General features: G+C 58.3%; 16 protein-coding genes and 3 tRNA genes. 10 read left to right on the top strand and 9 right to left on the bottom strand.

Features of this window, described 5'->3' with window-relative positions; translation table 11 throughout:
- Positions 1-265, bottom strand: a 265-nt coding sequence (locus tag M3436_12980; GenBank protein ID MDQ3565004.1) for a transposase, incomplete at its 3' end; no start/stop codon positions are given.
- A 257-nt stretch (positions 266-522) separates the two neighbouring features.
- Here M3436_12980 and M3436_12975 point away from each other — a divergent pair.
- Positions 523-1,776, top strand: a complete 1,254-nt coding sequence (locus tag M3436_12975) for a DNA cytosine methyltransferase (GenBank protein ID MDQ3565003.1) — start codon at positions 523-525, stop codon at positions 1,774-1,776.
- Positions 1,777-1,804: 28 nt separating this feature from the next.
- Complete coding sequence (locus M3436_12970; GenBank protein MDQ3565002.1) at positions 1,805-2,926, top strand: ATP-binding protein; 1,122 nt, start codon at positions 1,805-1,807, stop codon at positions 2,924-2,926.
- Between the two features lie 2 nt (positions 2,927-2,928).
- On the opposite strand, the gene M3436_12965 is transcribed toward M3436_12970, so the two are convergent.
- On the bottom strand, positions 2,929-3,231 hold the full coding sequence (locus M3436_12965) for a hypothetical protein (protein ID MDQ3565001.1): 303 nt from the start codon (positions 3,229-3,231) through the stop codon (positions 2,929-2,931).
- A gap of 79 nt (positions 3,232-3,310) precedes the next feature.
- Between M3436_12965 and M3436_12960 the strand changes: the two genes are divergently transcribed.
- From M3436_12960 to M3436_12930, 7 genes are all read left to right on the top strand, one after another.
- Positions 3,311-5,452, top strand: a complete 2,142-nt coding sequence (locus M3436_12960) for a Z1 domain-containing protein (GenBank protein ID MDQ3565000.1) — start codon at positions 3,311-3,313, stop codon at positions 5,450-5,452.
- A gap of 3 nt (positions 5,453-5,455) precedes the next feature.
- Positions 5,456-6,445 carry a PD-(D/E)XK motif protein gene (locus M3436_12955; GenBank protein ID MDQ3564999.1) on the top strand — a complete coding sequence of 330 codons (990 nt, stop codon included), beginning with the start codon at positions 5,456-5,458 and terminating at the stop codon, positions 6,443-6,445.
- A gap of 3 nt (positions 6,446-6,448) precedes the next feature.
- Positions 6,449-6,943 (top strand): very short patch repair endonuclease, encoded by a 495-nt coding sequence (locus M3436_12950; protein MDQ3564998.1) that lies wholly within the window; start codon positions 6,449-6,451, stop codon positions 6,941-6,943.
- Between the two features lie 355 nt (positions 6,944-7,298).
- The gene (locus M3436_12945) at positions 7,299-7,694 is read left to right on the top strand and encodes an Hsp20/alpha crystallin family protein (GenBank protein MDQ3564997.1); all 396 of its coding nucleotides are present in this window, start codon (positions 7,299-7,301) and stop codon (positions 7,692-7,694) included.
- An 86-nt stretch (positions 7,695-7,780) separates the two neighbouring features.
- Positions 7,781-10,105 carry an endopeptidase La gene (gene lon / locus M3436_12940; GenBank protein ID MDQ3564996.1) on the top strand — a complete coding sequence of 775 codons (2,325 nt, stop codon included), beginning with the start codon at positions 7,781-7,783 and terminating at the stop codon, positions 10,103-10,105.
- A 351-nt stretch (positions 10,106-10,456) separates the two neighbouring features.
- A complete protein-coding gene (locus M3436_12935) occupies positions 10,457-11,071 on the top strand; it encodes a superoxide dismutase (protein MDQ3564995.1) in 615 nt (204 codons plus the stop codon).
- A gap of 32 nt (positions 11,072-11,103) precedes the next feature.
- Positions 11,104-11,529 carry an OsmC family protein gene (locus M3436_12930; protein ID MDQ3564994.1) on the top strand — a complete coding sequence of 142 codons (426 nt, stop codon included), beginning with the start codon at positions 11,104-11,106 and terminating at the stop codon, positions 11,527-11,529.
- A 188-nt stretch (positions 11,530-11,717) separates the two neighbouring features.
- Here the strand turns inward: M3436_12930 and M3436_12925 are convergent, their stop codons facing one another.
- From M3436_12925 to M3436_12895, 7 genes are all read right to left on the bottom strand, one after another.
- A complete protein-coding gene (locus tag M3436_12925; GenBank protein ID MDQ3564993.1) occupies positions 11,718-12,905 on the bottom strand; it encodes a patatin-like phospholipase family protein in 1,188 nt (395 codons plus the stop codon).
- Positions 12,906-12,988: 83 nt separating this feature from the next.
- Positions 12,989-13,075, bottom strand: a tRNA-Leu gene (locus M3436_12920).
- Between the two features lie 28 nt (positions 13,076-13,103).
- A tRNA-Cys gene (locus M3436_12915) sits at positions 13,104-13,177 on the bottom strand.
- Between the two features lie 78 nt (positions 13,178-13,255).
- Positions 13,256-13,331: transfer RNA gene (locus tag M3436_12910), tRNA-Gly, on the bottom strand.
- A gap of 54 nt (positions 13,332-13,385) precedes the next feature.
- On the bottom strand, positions 13,386-13,952 hold the full coding sequence (gene pgsA / locus M3436_12905; protein MDQ3564992.1) for a CDP-diacylglycerol--glycerol-3-phosphate 3-phosphatidyltransferase: 567 nt from the start codon (positions 13,950-13,952) through the stop codon (positions 13,386-13,388).
- A complete protein-coding gene (gene uvrC, locus M3436_12900; GenBank protein ID MDQ3564991.1) occupies positions 13,949-15,793 on the bottom strand; it encodes an excinuclease ABC subunit UvrC in 1,845 nt (614 codons plus the stop codon). The genes pgsA and uvrC overlap by 4 nt, the downstream gene beginning before the upstream one ends.
- Positions 15,794-15,841: 48 nt before the next feature.
- A complete protein-coding gene (locus tag M3436_12895; GenBank protein MDQ3564990.1) occupies positions 15,842-16,405 on the bottom strand; it encodes an NUDIX domain-containing protein in 564 nt (187 codons plus the stop codon).
- 208 nt (positions 16,406-16,613) lie between these two features.
- Between M3436_12895 and M3436_12890 the strand changes: the two genes are divergently transcribed.
- On the top strand, positions 16,614-16,830 hold a 217-nt coding region (locus M3436_12890; protein MDQ3564989.1), incomplete at its 3' end, for a flagellar biosynthesis anti-sigma factor FlgM.

Raw genomic sequence — 16,830 nt, 5'->3', positions numbered from 1 at the left:
GATCGTTGAGATCCTCGTACCCGAGCGCCATCCCAACCACCCGCTGTTTGATGAGCGACTCCACCGAGTGCTCGATCAACTCCGGATCCCGGTGATCGATGAAACACCCCGCCAGGCGCTTCAGAATATGCGTCCGCGACTCCACCTCGCGCAACAGCAAACTACCCCCATCGGAGCTGATCCTCCCCCCATCAAACCTCCCTACCACCCGCCGAGCTCCAAGACCGTGAAATTCCATCTGCCACCCGCTACACTGTGTTTCCATAAGGCCGTCCTCGTCATTGTGCATAACATGCTGATCGAACACATATTATGCCACGAGATACGGCCTTTTTCTTGGCTATCGGTGAGAAATCCGGGCTAGGCCGAAGGGACATGCCCGTGACAACGCCGGTCATGCTGTTGGCCGTTGGTAGCCGCGCCGATTCGATCCCAGAAACCGATGAATGTTCGCTCTTCGTGCACGACCGAGAGGCTGGAGATTCGTCGGGTGGAGGTTCCGCAAGCGATGGAGGCTCATGCATGAAGCGGCAACGTCGACCGGGCAACACCGTGCTATCGCTTTTCACGGGGGCCGGGGGTCTTGATCTCGGGCTGGAGGCAGCCGGGTTCTCTATCTCAATTTGCGTGGAGATCGAAGAGGACGCTCGAAGAACACTCACGGCGAACCGTCCTAGCTGGAGGCTCGCGAACCCCAGAGACATTCACAAGATCGAGCCCGAAGGGCTCCTCGCGAAAGCTGACCTTCGGCAGGGAGACGTAGCTCTTCTTGCCGGTGGTCCTCCGTGCCAGCCGTTCTCGAAGTCGGCCTACTGGTCAAACGGTGGCGGGGGAGGGCTGCTTGACCCGCGGGCCAGCACCCTGCACGCGTATCTCAAAGTCGTCGAGGCCGTTCTACCGCGCGTTCTTCTCCTCGAGAACGTCATAGGCCTCGCGTCCAATGGTAAAAATGAAGGAGGTTTGCAGCTTCTTCGGGACGAGCTTCGAGCGATCAACCGTCGGCAAGGCACTGAGTATGACCTGCAGGTCATCCATCTGAACGCTGCCGACTACGGCGTGCCCCAAGTCCGTGAGCGGGTTTTCATCCTCGGAAGCATCGATGGGCGTACGCTCAAAGTGCCGCCTCCGACGCACGGCGACGGAGATGGTCTCGATCCGTACCGTACTGCCTGGGACGCGATAGGCGACCTGGACGAGGAGGACTGGCCGTCTGAGCTTGAACCGACCGGGAAGTGGGCCAGCCTGCTGAAGAGTATCCCCGAAGGCAAGAACTACCTTTGGCATACACCGCGAGGCAACGGTGAGCCGCTGTTCGGATGGAGAACTAGGTACTGGTCTTTTCTCCTCAAGCTCTCCAAGCGCCAGCCATCGTGGACCATTCAAGCCGAACCAGGGCCTGCCACTGGGCCGTTCCATTGGCGCAATAGGATCCTCTCTATCGACGAACTCGCCAGGCTACAAACGTTCCCGAATGGCTATCAGGTCGTAGGGCACAGGCGATCGGCGCATCGGCAGATCGGCAACGCTGTGCCTTGTGCTCTCGGCGAGCTGTTGGGTCTTGAAATACGCCGCCAATTACTCGGCGATCGGCAAGTCCGTCGCCAGCTTCGATTGACGCCCGTCCGGCGCGAGGATTGCCCGCGAGCTCATCCGTGCATAGCTGTGCCGCGCACGTACTTACATCTGCAAGGCGACCATGCCGATCATCCGGGCACGGGACTTGGGCCCGGGAGAATATGGCGAGACGCGAGCACACCGGGATCTGAGGGGATTTAATGTGATATTGATTCGACCAGAAGTGGCAATGTACGCTGCCTTCGCCCGGCTGAACTACAGGCCGTGGTACGCGTTTGCCGAGTTCGTGGACAACTCGTTACAGAGCGCGTTGACTAACATGGAGGCTTTGCAGAGAGCGGCCGGTGGAACCTATCGTTTGCTCGTCGAGATCGACGCGAGCGAGGACGGCGTTGATGTACGCGACAACGCGGCAGGAATCCACCAGCGTGACTATGCCCGGGCGTTCCTGCCGGCATCGCCACCGCCCGACACATCCGGCTTGTCCGAGTTCGGGCTGGGGATGAAAGCCGCAGCGAGTTGGTTCGCCCGCAGGTGGTCAGTCCGAACGAGCGCGCTCGGAGAGCCTGTCGAGCGCACGATCACCTTCGACATTCCGAAGATCGTCGAGACGAACTGCGAGCACCTCGATCCCGTCGAGCGAAACGTTCCCGGTAAAGAGCACTACACGACTCTCACACTTCGCGACCTCCAGGTGCGTCCTCGAGGCCGCACGATCGGGAAGATCAGAGATCATTTACGCAGCATCTACCGGGTCTTTCTTCGAGACGGTGTGCTCGAGCTGCGGCTGAATGGAGAGGCCCTCGCCTACGAGCCTCCGACTTTCCTTCACGCTCCGTTCCACGCGACGCCGACCGCCGAGCCCGTGACATGGCGCAAGGACCTTGACCTCGACCTGGGTGACGGGCATCGCGTCAAGGGCTGGGCTGCGATCCTCGCGCGAGCGAGCGTCACGAACGCCGGGTTTGCCATCTTCCGCCGCCGCCGCCTCGTCCAAGGCAGCCACGGCGAGGGATACCGGCCCGAGACGATCTTCGGTAAGGCGAACAAGTTCGTCTACCAGAGGCTCGTGGGGGAGCTTGAGGTCGAGGGCTTCTCGGTGAGCCATACGAAGGACGGAATCCAGTCGGAGGACTGGGAGGAGGACATCCTGAGCTGGGTGAAGGACAGCCTGGATGCTGAGCCTTTGCCCCTGCTAAACCAGGCCGAAAACTACCGGGCACGCGCGAGCGCCAACCGAGACATGGTCGTAGAAGCACTTGGGACACGAGCCAGGCGATCGCCCAGCATCTCCCTCCGATCATCGACAAACAGATTAGCACCGAGCCTGACGAAGAGCCCCTCGATTTAGAGCTAGACCCGACCCAAGAGGAGACCACGCGTACCGAACAGGTCGAACTCGTTCTCGATCATGCTCACCGCCGTTGGATCGTTATCATTGAACTCGTTTCCGACGCAAGCCGGGAGGCGTGGTATGAACTCGCCGAGAGCACGGCAAGTGGCGATACGACGCGGATTCACATTCGCGTGAACCTCGGTCATCCTTTCATGGTGAGGTTTATATCCCCGGATGGGGACGAGATCGTGCCCTTCACTCGTCTCGCGGCGGCCCTTGCGATTGCCGAGATCACCGCACGCGAGGTCGGAGTGCGACAAGCGGGTACGCTCAGAATGAACCTCAACCAGATACTGCGGTCGGCCCTTTCTGGTCCCGTACAACGAGGAGAGACTCAAAATGCCGGGTCACGATGAGCAGACAGTCGAGGTGCTCCACGGCGGCGAGGGCGCTGCCGGCTGGCAGCCCGCCGTGGGAAACGTTACGTCGCAGTTGCGCGACTACCTATTGAACCGTCACGTTCTTCCGACTCCGGAGAGCGCAGATCGGGTGATCAACGAGGCCGCCCGAGTGCTATCGCAGTGCGCCCCTCCGACTGCGGTGACGCCGGCGCGTACCGGACTTGTATGTGGTTACGTCCAAAGCGGGAAAACCGCTTCGATGACTGCGGTCTCCGCGCTAGCCAAGGATAACGGGTACCGAATCATCGTTCTCATCGCCGGCGTGACCACAATCCTCGTGGCACAAAACCGGGATCGGATGGAGACACATTTACGCGAGGCGGCTCCAGAGTGGACATGGCTGATGCTCACCAATCCTCGTTTACATACAGATTTACCTGCGATCGAGGCACTCGCACAGGAGTGGCGTAGTCAGCAGTACGACGACGACGATCGTCGCACCCTCTTCATTAGCGTGATGAAGAACCATTCGCACCTCCGAAAACTGGCGGAGCTTCTCTCAAGGGTGGACTTGTCAGACGTCCCCGCCGTCATCTTCGACGACGAGGCAGACCAGGCAAGCCTCAACACGCGTCCGAACGATCCCGTGGCGAGTTCGACCTATAGAAACATCGAGGCGCTTCGACATGCGCTGCCACGCCACACGTTCCTCCAGTACACGGCCACGCCGCAGGCCCCGCTCCTGATCACGCGCATCGACTCGCTCTCGGCGGATTTCGCGGAACTCGTATCCCCCGGAGAGGGGTACACTGGCGGGCAGGAGTTCTTTCTCGGTCAGACTCCGCGCGTCGAGAGCATCCCTCATTCGGATATCTTTCAGGACGGTCATCTCCCGCAGGAGCCGCCACAGAGCCTTCTTCTCGCGATGCAGGCATTCTTCGTGGGCGTAGCGGCGGGACGCCTTGGGCCTATGAAGACGCACCGCTCGATGCTTATTCACCCTTCGAAGGCGACTCCTACCCATCGCCGATACTATGATTGGGCTGTCGGCCTCAAGGATGCGTGGCATAGGGTTCTGCTGGTTAGCAACGAGCCAGACCGAGAGGAGCTTCTTAGCGACTTTAGGCAAGCACACTCAGGTCTCGCTCGGACATGCGACGAGCTGCCATCGTTCGAGCAGGTCCAGACGAAGCTAGCCGTAGCGATCAACCAGACTGCAGTGACGCTTGTCAATTCCGTAGACGGTCGCGAAGTCCACTGGCAAAACGGGTATTCCCATATTCTTGTAGGCGGCGAGAAGCTGGGCCGTGGCTACACGGTCAAGGGGCTGACGGTCACGTACATGCCTAGACCGCCGGGTGGCTGGACCGCGGACACGATACAGCAGAGGGCGCGCTTCTTTGGATACCACAGCGAGTACCTTGGCTATTGCCGAGTCTATCTACAACCGAACATACGTGACGTGTACGCTGCCTATGTGATCCATGAGGAGGACATGCGTTCCCGGCTGAAGGAGCATCGCGGACGGCCTCTTCAGGATTGGCGGCGCCTTTTCTACCTCGACCAGCGGCTTGCGCCGACGCGCAGAAATGTTCTCTCGAGCCCTTGGATGCGGGCGAGCTTAAGTAACGGTTGGTTCGCCCCGCGAGCCCCACATATCTCGCCTGAGGACGGTCGACACAACACAACGGTGTTGGCTCAGCTGGACGGGCTTGAATACCAACCGGACGAGCACTATCCACGCCATCGCTACGCAGTTGCCTTTTTGAAGGATATTTTTGAGCGGGTCTTGGTTCCGCTCTCCTATTTTTTCGAGGACGACGCCCTGGGTCTTTGCGTGGCAAACTGCAACCTAAAGACGCTCTTGGATCGGGATGAGCAGACGCGATGTCGTGTCTATCTGATGGACGGAGGTGGAGTGAGGGAACGCGCTTTCGGCAAGTCGTTCCGGCTATTCCAGGGGCCTTCCAGCGCCGGGCCGGAGTCGTACCCCGGCGACCGGGCATTTCGTGATCCAAACCTCCCAACGTTGCAGGTCCATTCGCTGACGCTTCGCGAGGGTGATCGGGTACTCGAAGGTATTCGGGCCGTCGCGATCAGGATAGGCCAATACGAAGCCATCCTCGTGCACGACGACTAATACATGGAAGATCTCCTCGCGCTGTACGGCCGTCTCGCGGATCTCTCAGGCTCTGGGGATCTTTACACGGCACTTGCCGTGGATGGACGGCCGAACTACAGGGTGGCCAAGGATCCGCAAGGAAACCCTACGTTGCTTGTCGCGCCTGAAGCCTCTTGCGGTACCGCAGCGGTGTCTCCGCTTGAGCTCCGCAACCTTTCGTTCCGGCCGCGCTGCGTGTGTCGCGTACGGGTCGAAGGGGCGACCGAATCGGTCGAGTCCCTCGCGGTGCTGAAGTGCACGACTGACGATTCCATGCTCCGTGAGTATTTCTTGCGCTCCCTTTCGGGAATGGTCGCTGCTCTCCCCGACACCCCGACCGAGGGAGATGTCGCTGGCGCAGTCGGGAAGCTGGTCGAGCTGTTTCGAGCGCTGGAAGCGCCTCCACGCACATCGTTGCAAGGGCTGTGGGGTGAGCTGTTCTTGATGGCACTCGCTCCTAAAATCCGTCAAGCGGCCGCAGCATGGCACGCAGACCCTAGCGCGCTCCATGACTTCGTGGCCGGCAGACAACGGGTGGAGGTGAAGTCGAGCACGGGCCCGCATCGAAGCCATCCGTTCCGCCTGGAGCAGCTGCTCCCTCCGCAGGGGACCGACGTAGTCATCGCATCGTTCATCCTCGAGAAGGGCGGGAAAGGGATCTCAATCGCGCAGCTCTGGGAGGAGGTCTCCGGGCGTCACGAGCTCACCGTCGGTCTCCGGGACCGCATCTCTCAGATTCTCGCACTTGGTTTAGGCCGCGACTGGCGAAAGGCGCGACGAGTCGCCTTCGACCCGGACGCGGCCTCGAAGGGGCTCCGCCTCTACGACGCAGCCGTGATCCCGAAGGTAGACCCCGGCTTGCCGGTCGAGGTAAGCGAGGTTCGGTTCAGGTCTGAGCTAACGGACGTGCCGCTGCTCTCGCGCGCAGAGGTCGTGCGGAGGGGTTCTCTGTTCGAGGCGATGTTCGGATAAGGCATGGCACGCGCGCCTCGCTACCACGGCCTTACTCCCAGCTCTGCGCGAGCATCCGAAGCGGCCCGCGGTTCAAGCCGGAAGGCGGGGACGAAACCAGAGCTTCTTCTGCGACGGGCTCTGTGGAGGAAGGGGTTCCGGTACCGTAAGAACAGAGCCGATCTTCCCGGTGCGCCTGACATCGTGTTCCGTGCAGCGCGGGTCATCGTGTTCGTGGACGGTGACTTCTGGCATGGCAAGAACTGGAAGACGCTCAAGGCCAAGCTGAGCCAAGAGCACAACGCCGAATACTGGATCAGGAAGATCGAGCGGAATGCCGCCCGCGATTGGGAACAGAGCCGCGAACTGAGCGCAGGAGGATGGCTTGTGCTGCGTGTTTGGGAGTCAGACGTGCATAGCAATGTAGGTGAGGTCGTTCGCCGCGTGAAATCGGCGCTTGAAAAGCAAGCGTATCTATGGGCTCCCCCCGTTTTGCAAGGTCGAGATCTTGCTGACTGACAACGTGAAAGATTGCACGTATCTATCCGGGCTGTTCAAGGGGATTGGCATGTTACACTCTGGCCATGATGAAATCCGCGCGCCCGTTACCACTATGCTTCGGCAAAATCACCCAACGCCGGTCTGACCCGTTGTCCATCATCATCCTCGGAACTATGAACTCAAGAAACGTCCGTGCCCGAGGCTTCTTGTGAAAATTTCAATGTGGCCTCATCTTTTGGACTGGTGCGGTGAGTCGGCACGCGCCGCCTCCATAGCGTGGCATTCGCGTTGCCTGCGGTGAAAGGGTTGAAAGAAAGGATGTTTTATACGAAATCGAACTGCTGCAAGACCAGCTTGTAGACGAGGATTGAAAATGCGTGATCCCACGGCTTTGATGTGGGCAGAAGCGTGCGAGCTGCTCGCACGAGCGGAGCAGTTGCAGCGGCAATTCTTTTTTATTGGCTCACGCGAACACTGCCCCGCGTGGGAGCCGCCGGTAGACATGGTTGAGACCGAGCGCGAAATTTTTGTGTGTGTTGCTTTGCCCGGCGTCAGCGCGCAACAGATTGAAATCCTGTTCGAAGCGGACAGTCTGGTGATTTCCGGTGAAAGATTGCTCCCATCGGGAATGCGCGCGGCAGTGATACACCGGCTGGAAATACCGCACGGGCGCTTCGAGCGCCGAGTCGCGCTGCCAACCGAAGCAGTAGAACTGAAACGGCGAGATCTCATCGATGGTTGTCTTATTCTGACACTAGGTAAGGCGTGATCGAAACCATGAACGCTGAAAACGTGAATGCCGAATTGCGAGGCGACCAGAAACCTGAAGCAAGCGGTGCGCAGGCAAGCGCCGAGATGCGTGATTTCCCGCGCCTGCCGGAGCACGCCATACCGATTGTGCCGGTACGCAACCTGGTGCTGTTCCCCGGGATCATCCTTCCGCTGACGGTTGGCCGCAAACAGTCGGTCGCCGCGGCGCAAGAGGCGACACGGGGAGAGCGCCCTATCGGAGTCGTCTTGCAACGCAACGCCGAAGCGGAATCTCCCACCCCGGACGATTTGCACTGGGTGGGAACGGTGGCCAACGTAGTGCGCTACATTACTGGCCGCGACGGAACGCATCATCTGATCTGCCAGGGCGAGCAGCGTTTTCGCATCACGCAATTCATCGAAGGCTACCCGTTTCTGGTCGGCCGTATTGAACGCATCGAAGAGCCGGCGCAGACGAGCCGCGAGATCGAAGCGCGAATGTTGCAGCTCAAAGAGCGCGCAGTCGAAGCGTTACAACTGCTGCCGCAAGCGCCGGAGGAGCTTGGCAGTGCGCTGCAAGGAGTGGAATCCGCCTCCGCGCTCGCTGACCTCAGCGCGCACTTCATGGACCTGAAACCCGCGGAGAAGCAGGACATTCTCGAGACATTCGACGTGCAGGCGCGGCTTGACAAAGTATTGGCGTTTCTCGCCCACCGGCTCGAGGTCTTGCGTCTGTCGCGCGACATCGGACAACGCACGAAGGAAAGCATCGACGAGCGGCAGCGCGAGTATCTGCTGCGCGAGCAACTGAAGGCGATACAAAAGGAGCTGGGCGAAACAGATCAGAACGCGGCTGAGGTGGCAGAGTTGTCTCAAGCGATCACGCAGGCGAAGATGCCGGCAGAAGCGGACGAGCACGCGCGCAAGGAGTTGCGGCGATTGGAGCGCATGCCCGAAGCCGCGGCCGAGTATTCGATGGTGCGCACCTACCTCGAGTGGCTCACCGAATTGCCGTGGTCGATCTTGACTGATAGCACCGTCGATATTGCAGAGGCGCGCAAAATTCTTGATGAGGACCATTACGGCCTGGCGAAAATCAAGCGCCGCATACTTGAGTACCTCGCGGTCCGCAAGCTCAATCCCGAGGGCAAGAGCCCGATCCTTTGTTTTATCGGGCCGCCCGGCGTCGGCAAGACTTCGCTCGGACAAAGCATCGCGCGAGCGACCGCCCGCAAATTCATAAGGATCAGTCTCGGGGGCGTGCACGACGAAGCGGAAATCCGCGGGCACCGCCGCACCTACATCGGCGCCTTGCCCGGAAACATCATTCAGGCAATACGCAAGGCGGGAACGCGTAACCCGGTGTTCATGCTCGATGAGATGGACAAGCTCGGCGCCGGGTTTCACGGAGACCCCTCTTCCGCCCTGCTCGAAGTGCTCGACCCCGAACAAAACGCGACCTTCCGCGACAATTATCTCGCGCTGGCGTTCGACCTTTCCAAGGTCATGTTCATCGGCACCGCCAATGTTCTCGACACCATCCCCGGCCCCTTACGCGACCGCATGGAAGTGATCCAACTTCCCGGCTACACCGAGGAGGAAAAAATCGAAATCGCGCGCCGCTATCTGGTGAAAAGGCAGCTCGAAGCAAACGGCTTATCTTCTGAGCAGAGCGGGATCAGCGACGATGCGTTACGTGCGATCATTCATGACTACACCCGCGAAGCCGGCGTACGCAACCTCGAGCGGCAGATTGGCACGGCTTTCCGTAGCGTCGCGATGCGCATCGCAGAGGGTGCGGCCGCGCGCGTAAACATTGAGGCCGCAGACTTGCACTCCGTTCTCGGTGCGAAACAATTTGAAAGCGAAATCGCGATGCGGACGAGCACCCCGGGAGTTGCGACCGGTTTGGCGTGGACACCGGTTGGCGGGGACATCTTGTTTGTGGAAGCGACTCGCGTTCCGGGCAGCGGAAAACTGATTCTTACCGGTCAGCTTGGGGATGTGATGAAGGAGTCCGCGCAGGCTGCTTTGAGTCTCGTCAAATCGCGCGCCGCCGAGATCAATGTTGCAGACGATGCTTTTGGCCAGAAAGATATTCACGTCCATGTCCCGGCGGGGGCGATACCGAAAGACGGTCCGAGCGCTGGAGTCGCCATGTTCATCGCGCTCGCTTCACTGTTGATCGGCAAATCGGTTCGTAGCGACACCGCGATGACCGGTGAAATCAGCCTGCGCGGTCTCGTGCTTCCCGTGGGTGGGATCAAGGAAAAAGTGTTGGCGGCGGCGCGTGCCGGAATCAAAACGGTGCTTCTGCCTTCGCGTAATCAAAAAGATCTGGAAGACATTCCGGAGGCCGCGCGCAATCAATTGACTTTTGTCTGGATCGAACGGGTCGAGGACGCGCTGCTGGCTGCACTTTCGACTTGATCGCGGCCTTCCTGGTACGCATCACAGGCGCCCGCAGCCGGCGCCCAGGGCGTTGATATGACTTCCGCTTACAAGTCCCGCGCCGAGGACGCAATGAAATGGAAGCGGAATAAAAAGGAGAGCGTAATCCTATTACAGCCATACTTTGCGTCGAGCACCTCGCTGTAATTCTTACCGACATTTGTAAAAGCTTCACCCCGAGCAAAGACTTCGGCTAAATCCATATACCCTAATCGCTGGAACAATAAGATAATTCTGCCTTGCTGGGGGTGGTACGGAGATTGTCTGATTATCGATTACGGGGCGGCGGCTCGCGAAAAAAATCAATGATTCTGAAAGGAGGTAGAGAAAATGTATCAAGTTAAAGAATTCAATCTGAGCAGGCTCAACGGGATCTCCGATCGGACGCTGGAGATGCATTTCAAGCTTTACGAAGGTTATGTCAAGGAAACCAACCGGCTGACGGAGGCGATCGCAGAGATCTTGAAAGATGGTCGGGTTGACCAGGAAGAGATGCCAGCCTACTCAGAACTCAAGCGCCGTCTCGGGTTCGAATATAACGGCATGGTCTTGCATGAGTATTACTTCGGCAACTTGAAGAAGGATGGCGGGGAAGATCCGGCACGTAACTCAGCATTTCTTCAGGCTGTCGAATCGAGCGTTGGCAGCTTTGATCTTTGGAAGACGGACTTCACCAGCGTCGGCAAGATGCGCGGGGTCGGATGGGCGATTTGCTACCTGGATCCGCTGCGGGGCCAGTTGTCCAACCACTGGGTCACGTTGCATGAAGTCGGAAACGTGGCCGGCTTTATCCCCGTGCTCGTCATGGACGTCTGGGAGCATGCGTTCCTGCTCGACTACAAACCGGCGGAGCGGCCGAAGTATATCGAAGCCTTCTTCTCCAATCTCAACTGGCAGACGGTAGAAGAACGCCTCTCAGAGTTCGTGTCCTTTTTAACCAACTAACGATTGATAAACGATCGATAGCAGGAGGAACAATGAAACGTAAAGCTTCAGCGGTATGGAAAGGCGGTCTCAAGGACGGGAAAGGCACAATTTCGAGCGATAGTGGTGTGTTGTCAGACACTCAGTACTCCTTCAGCACCCGCTTCGAGCAGGGGGTGGGCACCAATCCGGAAGAGTTGATCGCCGCCGCCCATGCGGGCTGTTTCTCGATGGCCCTCTCGGGTCAGTTGGGAGATGCCGGCATGACAGCCGAGAGGATCCACACCACGGCCAATGTGACTCTGGATAAGACGGAGGCGGGATTCACCATTACGGCCGTCCATCTGGAGGTGATGGCGAAAATACCGGGAGCAGATCAGCAGGCATTTGAGACCGCGGCGAATAACGCCAAGGCAGGGTGTCCGGTCTCGAAGGTGCTGAATGCGAGAATCACGATGGACGCTAAGCTCGAAGCGTAAGCAGGGTCAACACCGGACAGGCGCACCGCGCTCCTCACCGGCGCGACCGGGCTCGTGGACAGCCACTGCCTCGCACTGCTCCAAGACGACGCCTGGGACCAGGTGGCGGTGCTTGGCCGGCGGGAGGTCGCACCGCAAGTTGGTGCAGCGGGTGGTCGCCTTCGACCGGCTCGCGGAGCGCCATCGCATCATACCGTTGCCGGATCCGGGCATACAGAGCTTTTCACGAAGAACGCGGCGATTTCCTCGCGGCGCGTCTCTGCATCCGCATAGCCCAACTCCAGTAATCGTCTCAGGTAGTCTGGCTGAAACATTAATACGCTTAAGATATCGTTCGATCGGGTCTCTTGCGTGCCCAAACCTCGGGTCATGAAGCGGAAGGCCCTTGGAAGCTCGCGCTCATAGGTATTCGCGAGCTTACCCAGATCGCGTGAGGGCCTCAGCAGCAATAGGTCCACACAACGCAAACCACCCCGATTTTGGAGCGGCAGGTGCTTAACCAGCGAGTTGATACGCTCGATACGCAAGGCATCGTTATCCAAAACATCGAGGAAGACCGCATTATACAGGGCACCAACCACTTGCACGGGAGGTGGATAGCCGTTGATATTGGGGCAATCGGCTTCTTCGCCGGACGGTGTATATTTTGTCGAAATCGCCAAGATGCGATCGGCACCCAGGCGCACCGCCGGCGACAGCGGTGCAGTCATTCTGATCCCCCCATCACCGTACCAGCATCCGCCAATATTCACGGCCGGGAAAAAAAGCGGTAGCGAGGCAGAGGCTAAAACATGATCTAAGCACAGCGTGCAGGGGATGCCCTTACGGTGGGCGCGGGTCCAGGGCACTAAATTTATCCCCTGGACCCAGGTTACCGACTGGCCCGTAGAATAATTCGATGTCGTGATCGCGACCGCACGCAGGCGGCCTTCTATCAGATTCTCGTGAATGCCGGCCATCGCACCAGACACCGGTTTCAATACCTGCTCCAATAAAGCCTGCAACGGAGCGGCGTCGACCAGGCTACGGATCTCCATGACATGCGAAGCCCTACCCATGAACAGGCGCGCGCTCCAACGGGCGACGTGACCTGCAATAGACCCGGCGTCGACTCGAAATACATGATCTATAGTAAGCGTCTCCCAAACGGCCGCTAGGTGTTTGACCTTCTCTCCGAATGTCCCTTGGTGATTGGCCAGGTAGGCTGTGTTGATAGCCCCGGCCGAGACTCCAGTCAAGATCGGGATTTCGAGATCGGGGTAATGTTCCGCCAGCCACCGCAGAAATCCCACCTGATAGGCGGCCCTAGCGCCCCCACCGCTGACGGCCAATGCTAGCGTGCCGCGATTATTTTCTTCTGCTATTCCGTGTTTCATTTCTGCTGTAATGCTAAAGGTGAGGGGGGCGATCAAAATAAGAGTCGGTGCGTTGAGGTATCGTAGGGCTTTTTTTAACCAGTTGGTGCCCGGGGCCGGAGTCGAACCGGCACGGGGTTACCCCCGAGGGATTTTAAGTCCCTTGCGTCTACCTGTTCCGCCACCCGGGCATTATGACGTTAGGCGCTTGCGTTTTGGTGGAGGCTGGGGTCGGAATCGAACCGGCGTACACGGCTTTGCAGGCCGCTGCATAACCACTCTGCCACCCAGCCGAAAACCATGTGGTCGTTAATCGTAGGGTAGGGGAAAATAACAAACCCCGAACCGGTCGGGGTTTCGTCGGGAGCCATTGGAGCGGGAAACGAGACTCGAACTCGCGACCCCAACCTTGGCAAGGTTGTGCTCTACCAGCTGAGCTATTCCCGCGTTAGGCGTCATTCTAATCCGGCAACATCGTGTGTCAAGGAGCGGGGGCGTTTTTTAATCGGCACGGGATTGGCGTTTCTTGAGCTCCGGCCATGCTAACCAAAGGTAAACACACATCGACCACAGGGTTAATACCGCGGCAACGTAAAGCAGAGCGAATCCGACGGCATAGGTAGGCACGGGGCCAATAGGATCTCGATAAAGGAGCATTATGAGCGCGATCATTTGCGCCGTCGTTTTAAACTTGCCGAGCGAGGAGACGGCAACTTTGGCGCGCGCTCCGAGCTCGGCCATCCACTCGCGCAGCGCGGAGACGGTGATTTCGCGTCCGATGATGACCGCGGCCGGCAGGGCCAGCCATACCGAGGGGTCTTTTTGCAGCAGGAGCACCAATACTATGGCCACCATCAGTTTGTCGGCCACAGGATCTAAAAACTCCCCTAACACGGAGGTCTGGTGCAAACGGCGGGCAAGATAACCATCGAGCCAGTCGGTCAGAGCGCCTAATGTAAAGATCACCGTCGTAGCGATATTCGCGGATTTCACCGGCAGGTAAAAGACGATCACAAAAACCGGAATTAGGCCGATCCGAATGACCGTGAGGGTATTCGGTATATTCATGCGGTTTCGTGGAGATGACGGTAGATCTTGGCGGCGAGCTGTTTGCTGATTCCTTTAACCGTACTGAGGTCGTCTATTCCCGCTCGTTCGATCCCTTGGAAACCTCCAAAGTGTTGCATCAAGTCACGGCGGCGTTTCGGGCCGATGCCTTCAACTACTTCAAGCGGCGACACGTTTCGAACCTTGGCGCGCTGCAGACGATGTCCGGCGATCGCGAAACGGTGCGCCTCGTCCCGGATCTGTTGTACGAGGTGCAGCGCCAATGAGTCCTTCGGAAGGCTTAAAACCTTCCGCTCGGCGCCGACGATCAACGTTTCGAGCCCCGGCCGGCGAGAGGGTCCCTTGGCCACGGCGATAATCAGGGGCCCTTTGATATCTAGGGATTCGAGCACTTCCCGCGCCCGCGACAGTTGCCCTTCACCGCCATCGATCAAAAGCACATCGGGAAGCGGGCGGGCCTCGCGCAGTCCTCGAAGGTAATGGCGCTGCAACGCTTGTGCGAGTGCGGCATAGTCATCCCCCGGCGTTACGCCCAAGATACTGAAACGGCGGTAACCGGTTTTCACGGGGCCTTCCGCATCGAAAACTACACAAGAAGCGAGCGGCGCTTCTCCGCGCGTATGACTGACGTCGAAGCACTCCACACGCCGGATCGGTGCCTCGATCGCTAAAGCTTGCTGTACTGCTGCGAGGCGTTCGAGCCAGCGGGCTTGGTTGGCAGTGCGCTGTACCAGCGCAAGTTCCGCATTTTGTACCGTCATGGTGAGACAGCGTGCGCGCTCACCACGGACGCTGTGGCGGATCGCTACCTTTTTCCCTGCAAGTTGCGACAAGGCACGCGTCATCAATGCGATCTCCGGAAGTTTTCCGTTGACCACGATCTCCGGTGGAATCGTCCGATCTGCTCGGTCGGTAAGATAATACTGTGGTAGAAAAGCGGCGAGTATATCAACAGGCCCGGCGCCGCCTCGATACGTGAGGTGATAGGCCTTATGACCCAAAATGTGCCCTGAGCGCACAAAGAGTACTTGCACGCATGCGTTCCCGTCCCGAGTCGCGCCAGCCACGAAGTCGACGTCATTACTGCCGCTCGTGATGCACTGGCGTTGTTGCACCTGCTTTAGTTGATTGATTTGATCACGGATGCGCGCGGCTCGCTCGAAAGCCAACCCCGCCGAAACGGCCTCCATACGCTCGATTAGACTATCAATCACGCGCTGGTTTTTCCCCTTTAAGAACAGGACGGCATGATCGACGTCCTCGCAATATGCCGCGGTTGAGATAAAGCCGACGCAAGGCGCACTGCAACGCTTGATTTGGTATTGAAGACAGGGTCGGGTTCGATTCCGGAAAAAGCTATCCTCGCATGGCCGGATCAAAAACAACTTCTGCAGGAGGTTGATGCTAGCGCGCGCCGAGGTGGCGCTCGGGAACGGTCCAAAGTATTGACCCGCGCCGGCGCGGGCGCCTCTATGAAACGCTAATCGGGGAAATTCTTGGTCGCTCGACAGGTAAATATACGGGTAGCTCTTATCATCGCGTAACACGATGTTATAGCGTGGGTTAAGTTCTTTGATGAGATTGCTCTCGAGGATAAGCGCCTCGTTCTCCGTGTGGGTGACGGTGACCTCAACGGCGCACACTTGGCCGAGCATCGCGCGCGCCTTGGGACCCACGCGGCATTGCGAAGTGAAGTGATCGCTGACGCGCTTTCTGAGATTCCTGGCCTTCCCAACGTAAATCGCCTTGCCCGCATGGTCGAGCATCCGGTAAACGCCGCAGCGTGTCGTTAACGTCTCAGTATACGCTTTTCCGTCGAAATGACCCGATATATTCTCCATGCTAGTTGCCGCCATTTATAAAGTAATACATTAATAATATGTTTTAGTTCATTTATATATAGCATGTAATAATGGCAATACCCGTCTCAAAGTTCCAGTGAGCTCTTGCGGTCTGGCGGAGATCCACGTTTCGATATGACACAAAGAAAACCAGTCACCTTGGTCGATTTCGGACGCGTCCAGGGTAAACGGACCGTCATCTTCGCAGCGAAAGACGCGTACGAACTCCCAGCCGGTATCCACGCAAGCTTGTAAGTCTAGGAGCCGTGTGAGAGGTACGTCCTGGCGCACACCGAGTTCTTCGCATAATTCTCGATGAGCACATCTCTCATAGGTCTCGCCGGTGCACAGATGGCCGGCCGCCGAGGAATCCCATAACCCAGGCGAGCATTCTTTGCTCAAGGACCGTTTTTGTAAGAAAAGACGTTGTTTTGAATCGAAAACCAATACATGGGCGGCTCGATGCCTAAGGGAGAATTTATGGATATCCTCCCGGCTCATGCGCCCGATCACATGGTCGTTTTCGTCGACGGCATCCAAGAGCTCAATCACGCCGGTCTTTAGGCCGCCGGCGCAGCCGAGATAGGTTGTTGGGTCATAGACTCTCATCATATTCAAGCTGCTTAAAGATTAATCTTCCATCGCCGTTACACGAAAGCAGATTCCATGAACCGTAAGCGATGACGAAACTTTCCCGTTTGCCAAGGATAGGCGAACCTAGCAGGCAGCATAAGCATGTCTGCCGCATAAGGGCAACGCCGTACAGGAGAACGCTGCGCTTCGTCGGCTCGCGAGAGCCGATCGCGCCCAGGCCCTGGGGATGAAAGTGACCGTGCGTTTCGGGGACAGTAATATATCACCCCCGGTCGATCATGACCGGATTGCTACGCTGCGTCAGGCGATCTATAACGGCGATTACAACTTTGCGTCGATTCGCGTCGCGACCAACCTCTATCGCGTCGAATCGGAGCTGTTCGGTAGTTTAGCGAAATCACCTGGTGGCATCACGACCCGGTACGTTCCGGTCAGCGACGCCG

It is taken from the genome of Pseudomonadota bacterium (assembly GCA_030859565.1).
Classification (GTDB): domain Bacteria; phylum Pseudomonadota; class Gammaproteobacteria; order JACCXJ01; family JACCXJ01; genus USCg-Taylor.
Note: the sequence above shows the minus strand (reverse complement) of the source record. Positions and strands in the feature narration are given on the sequence as shown.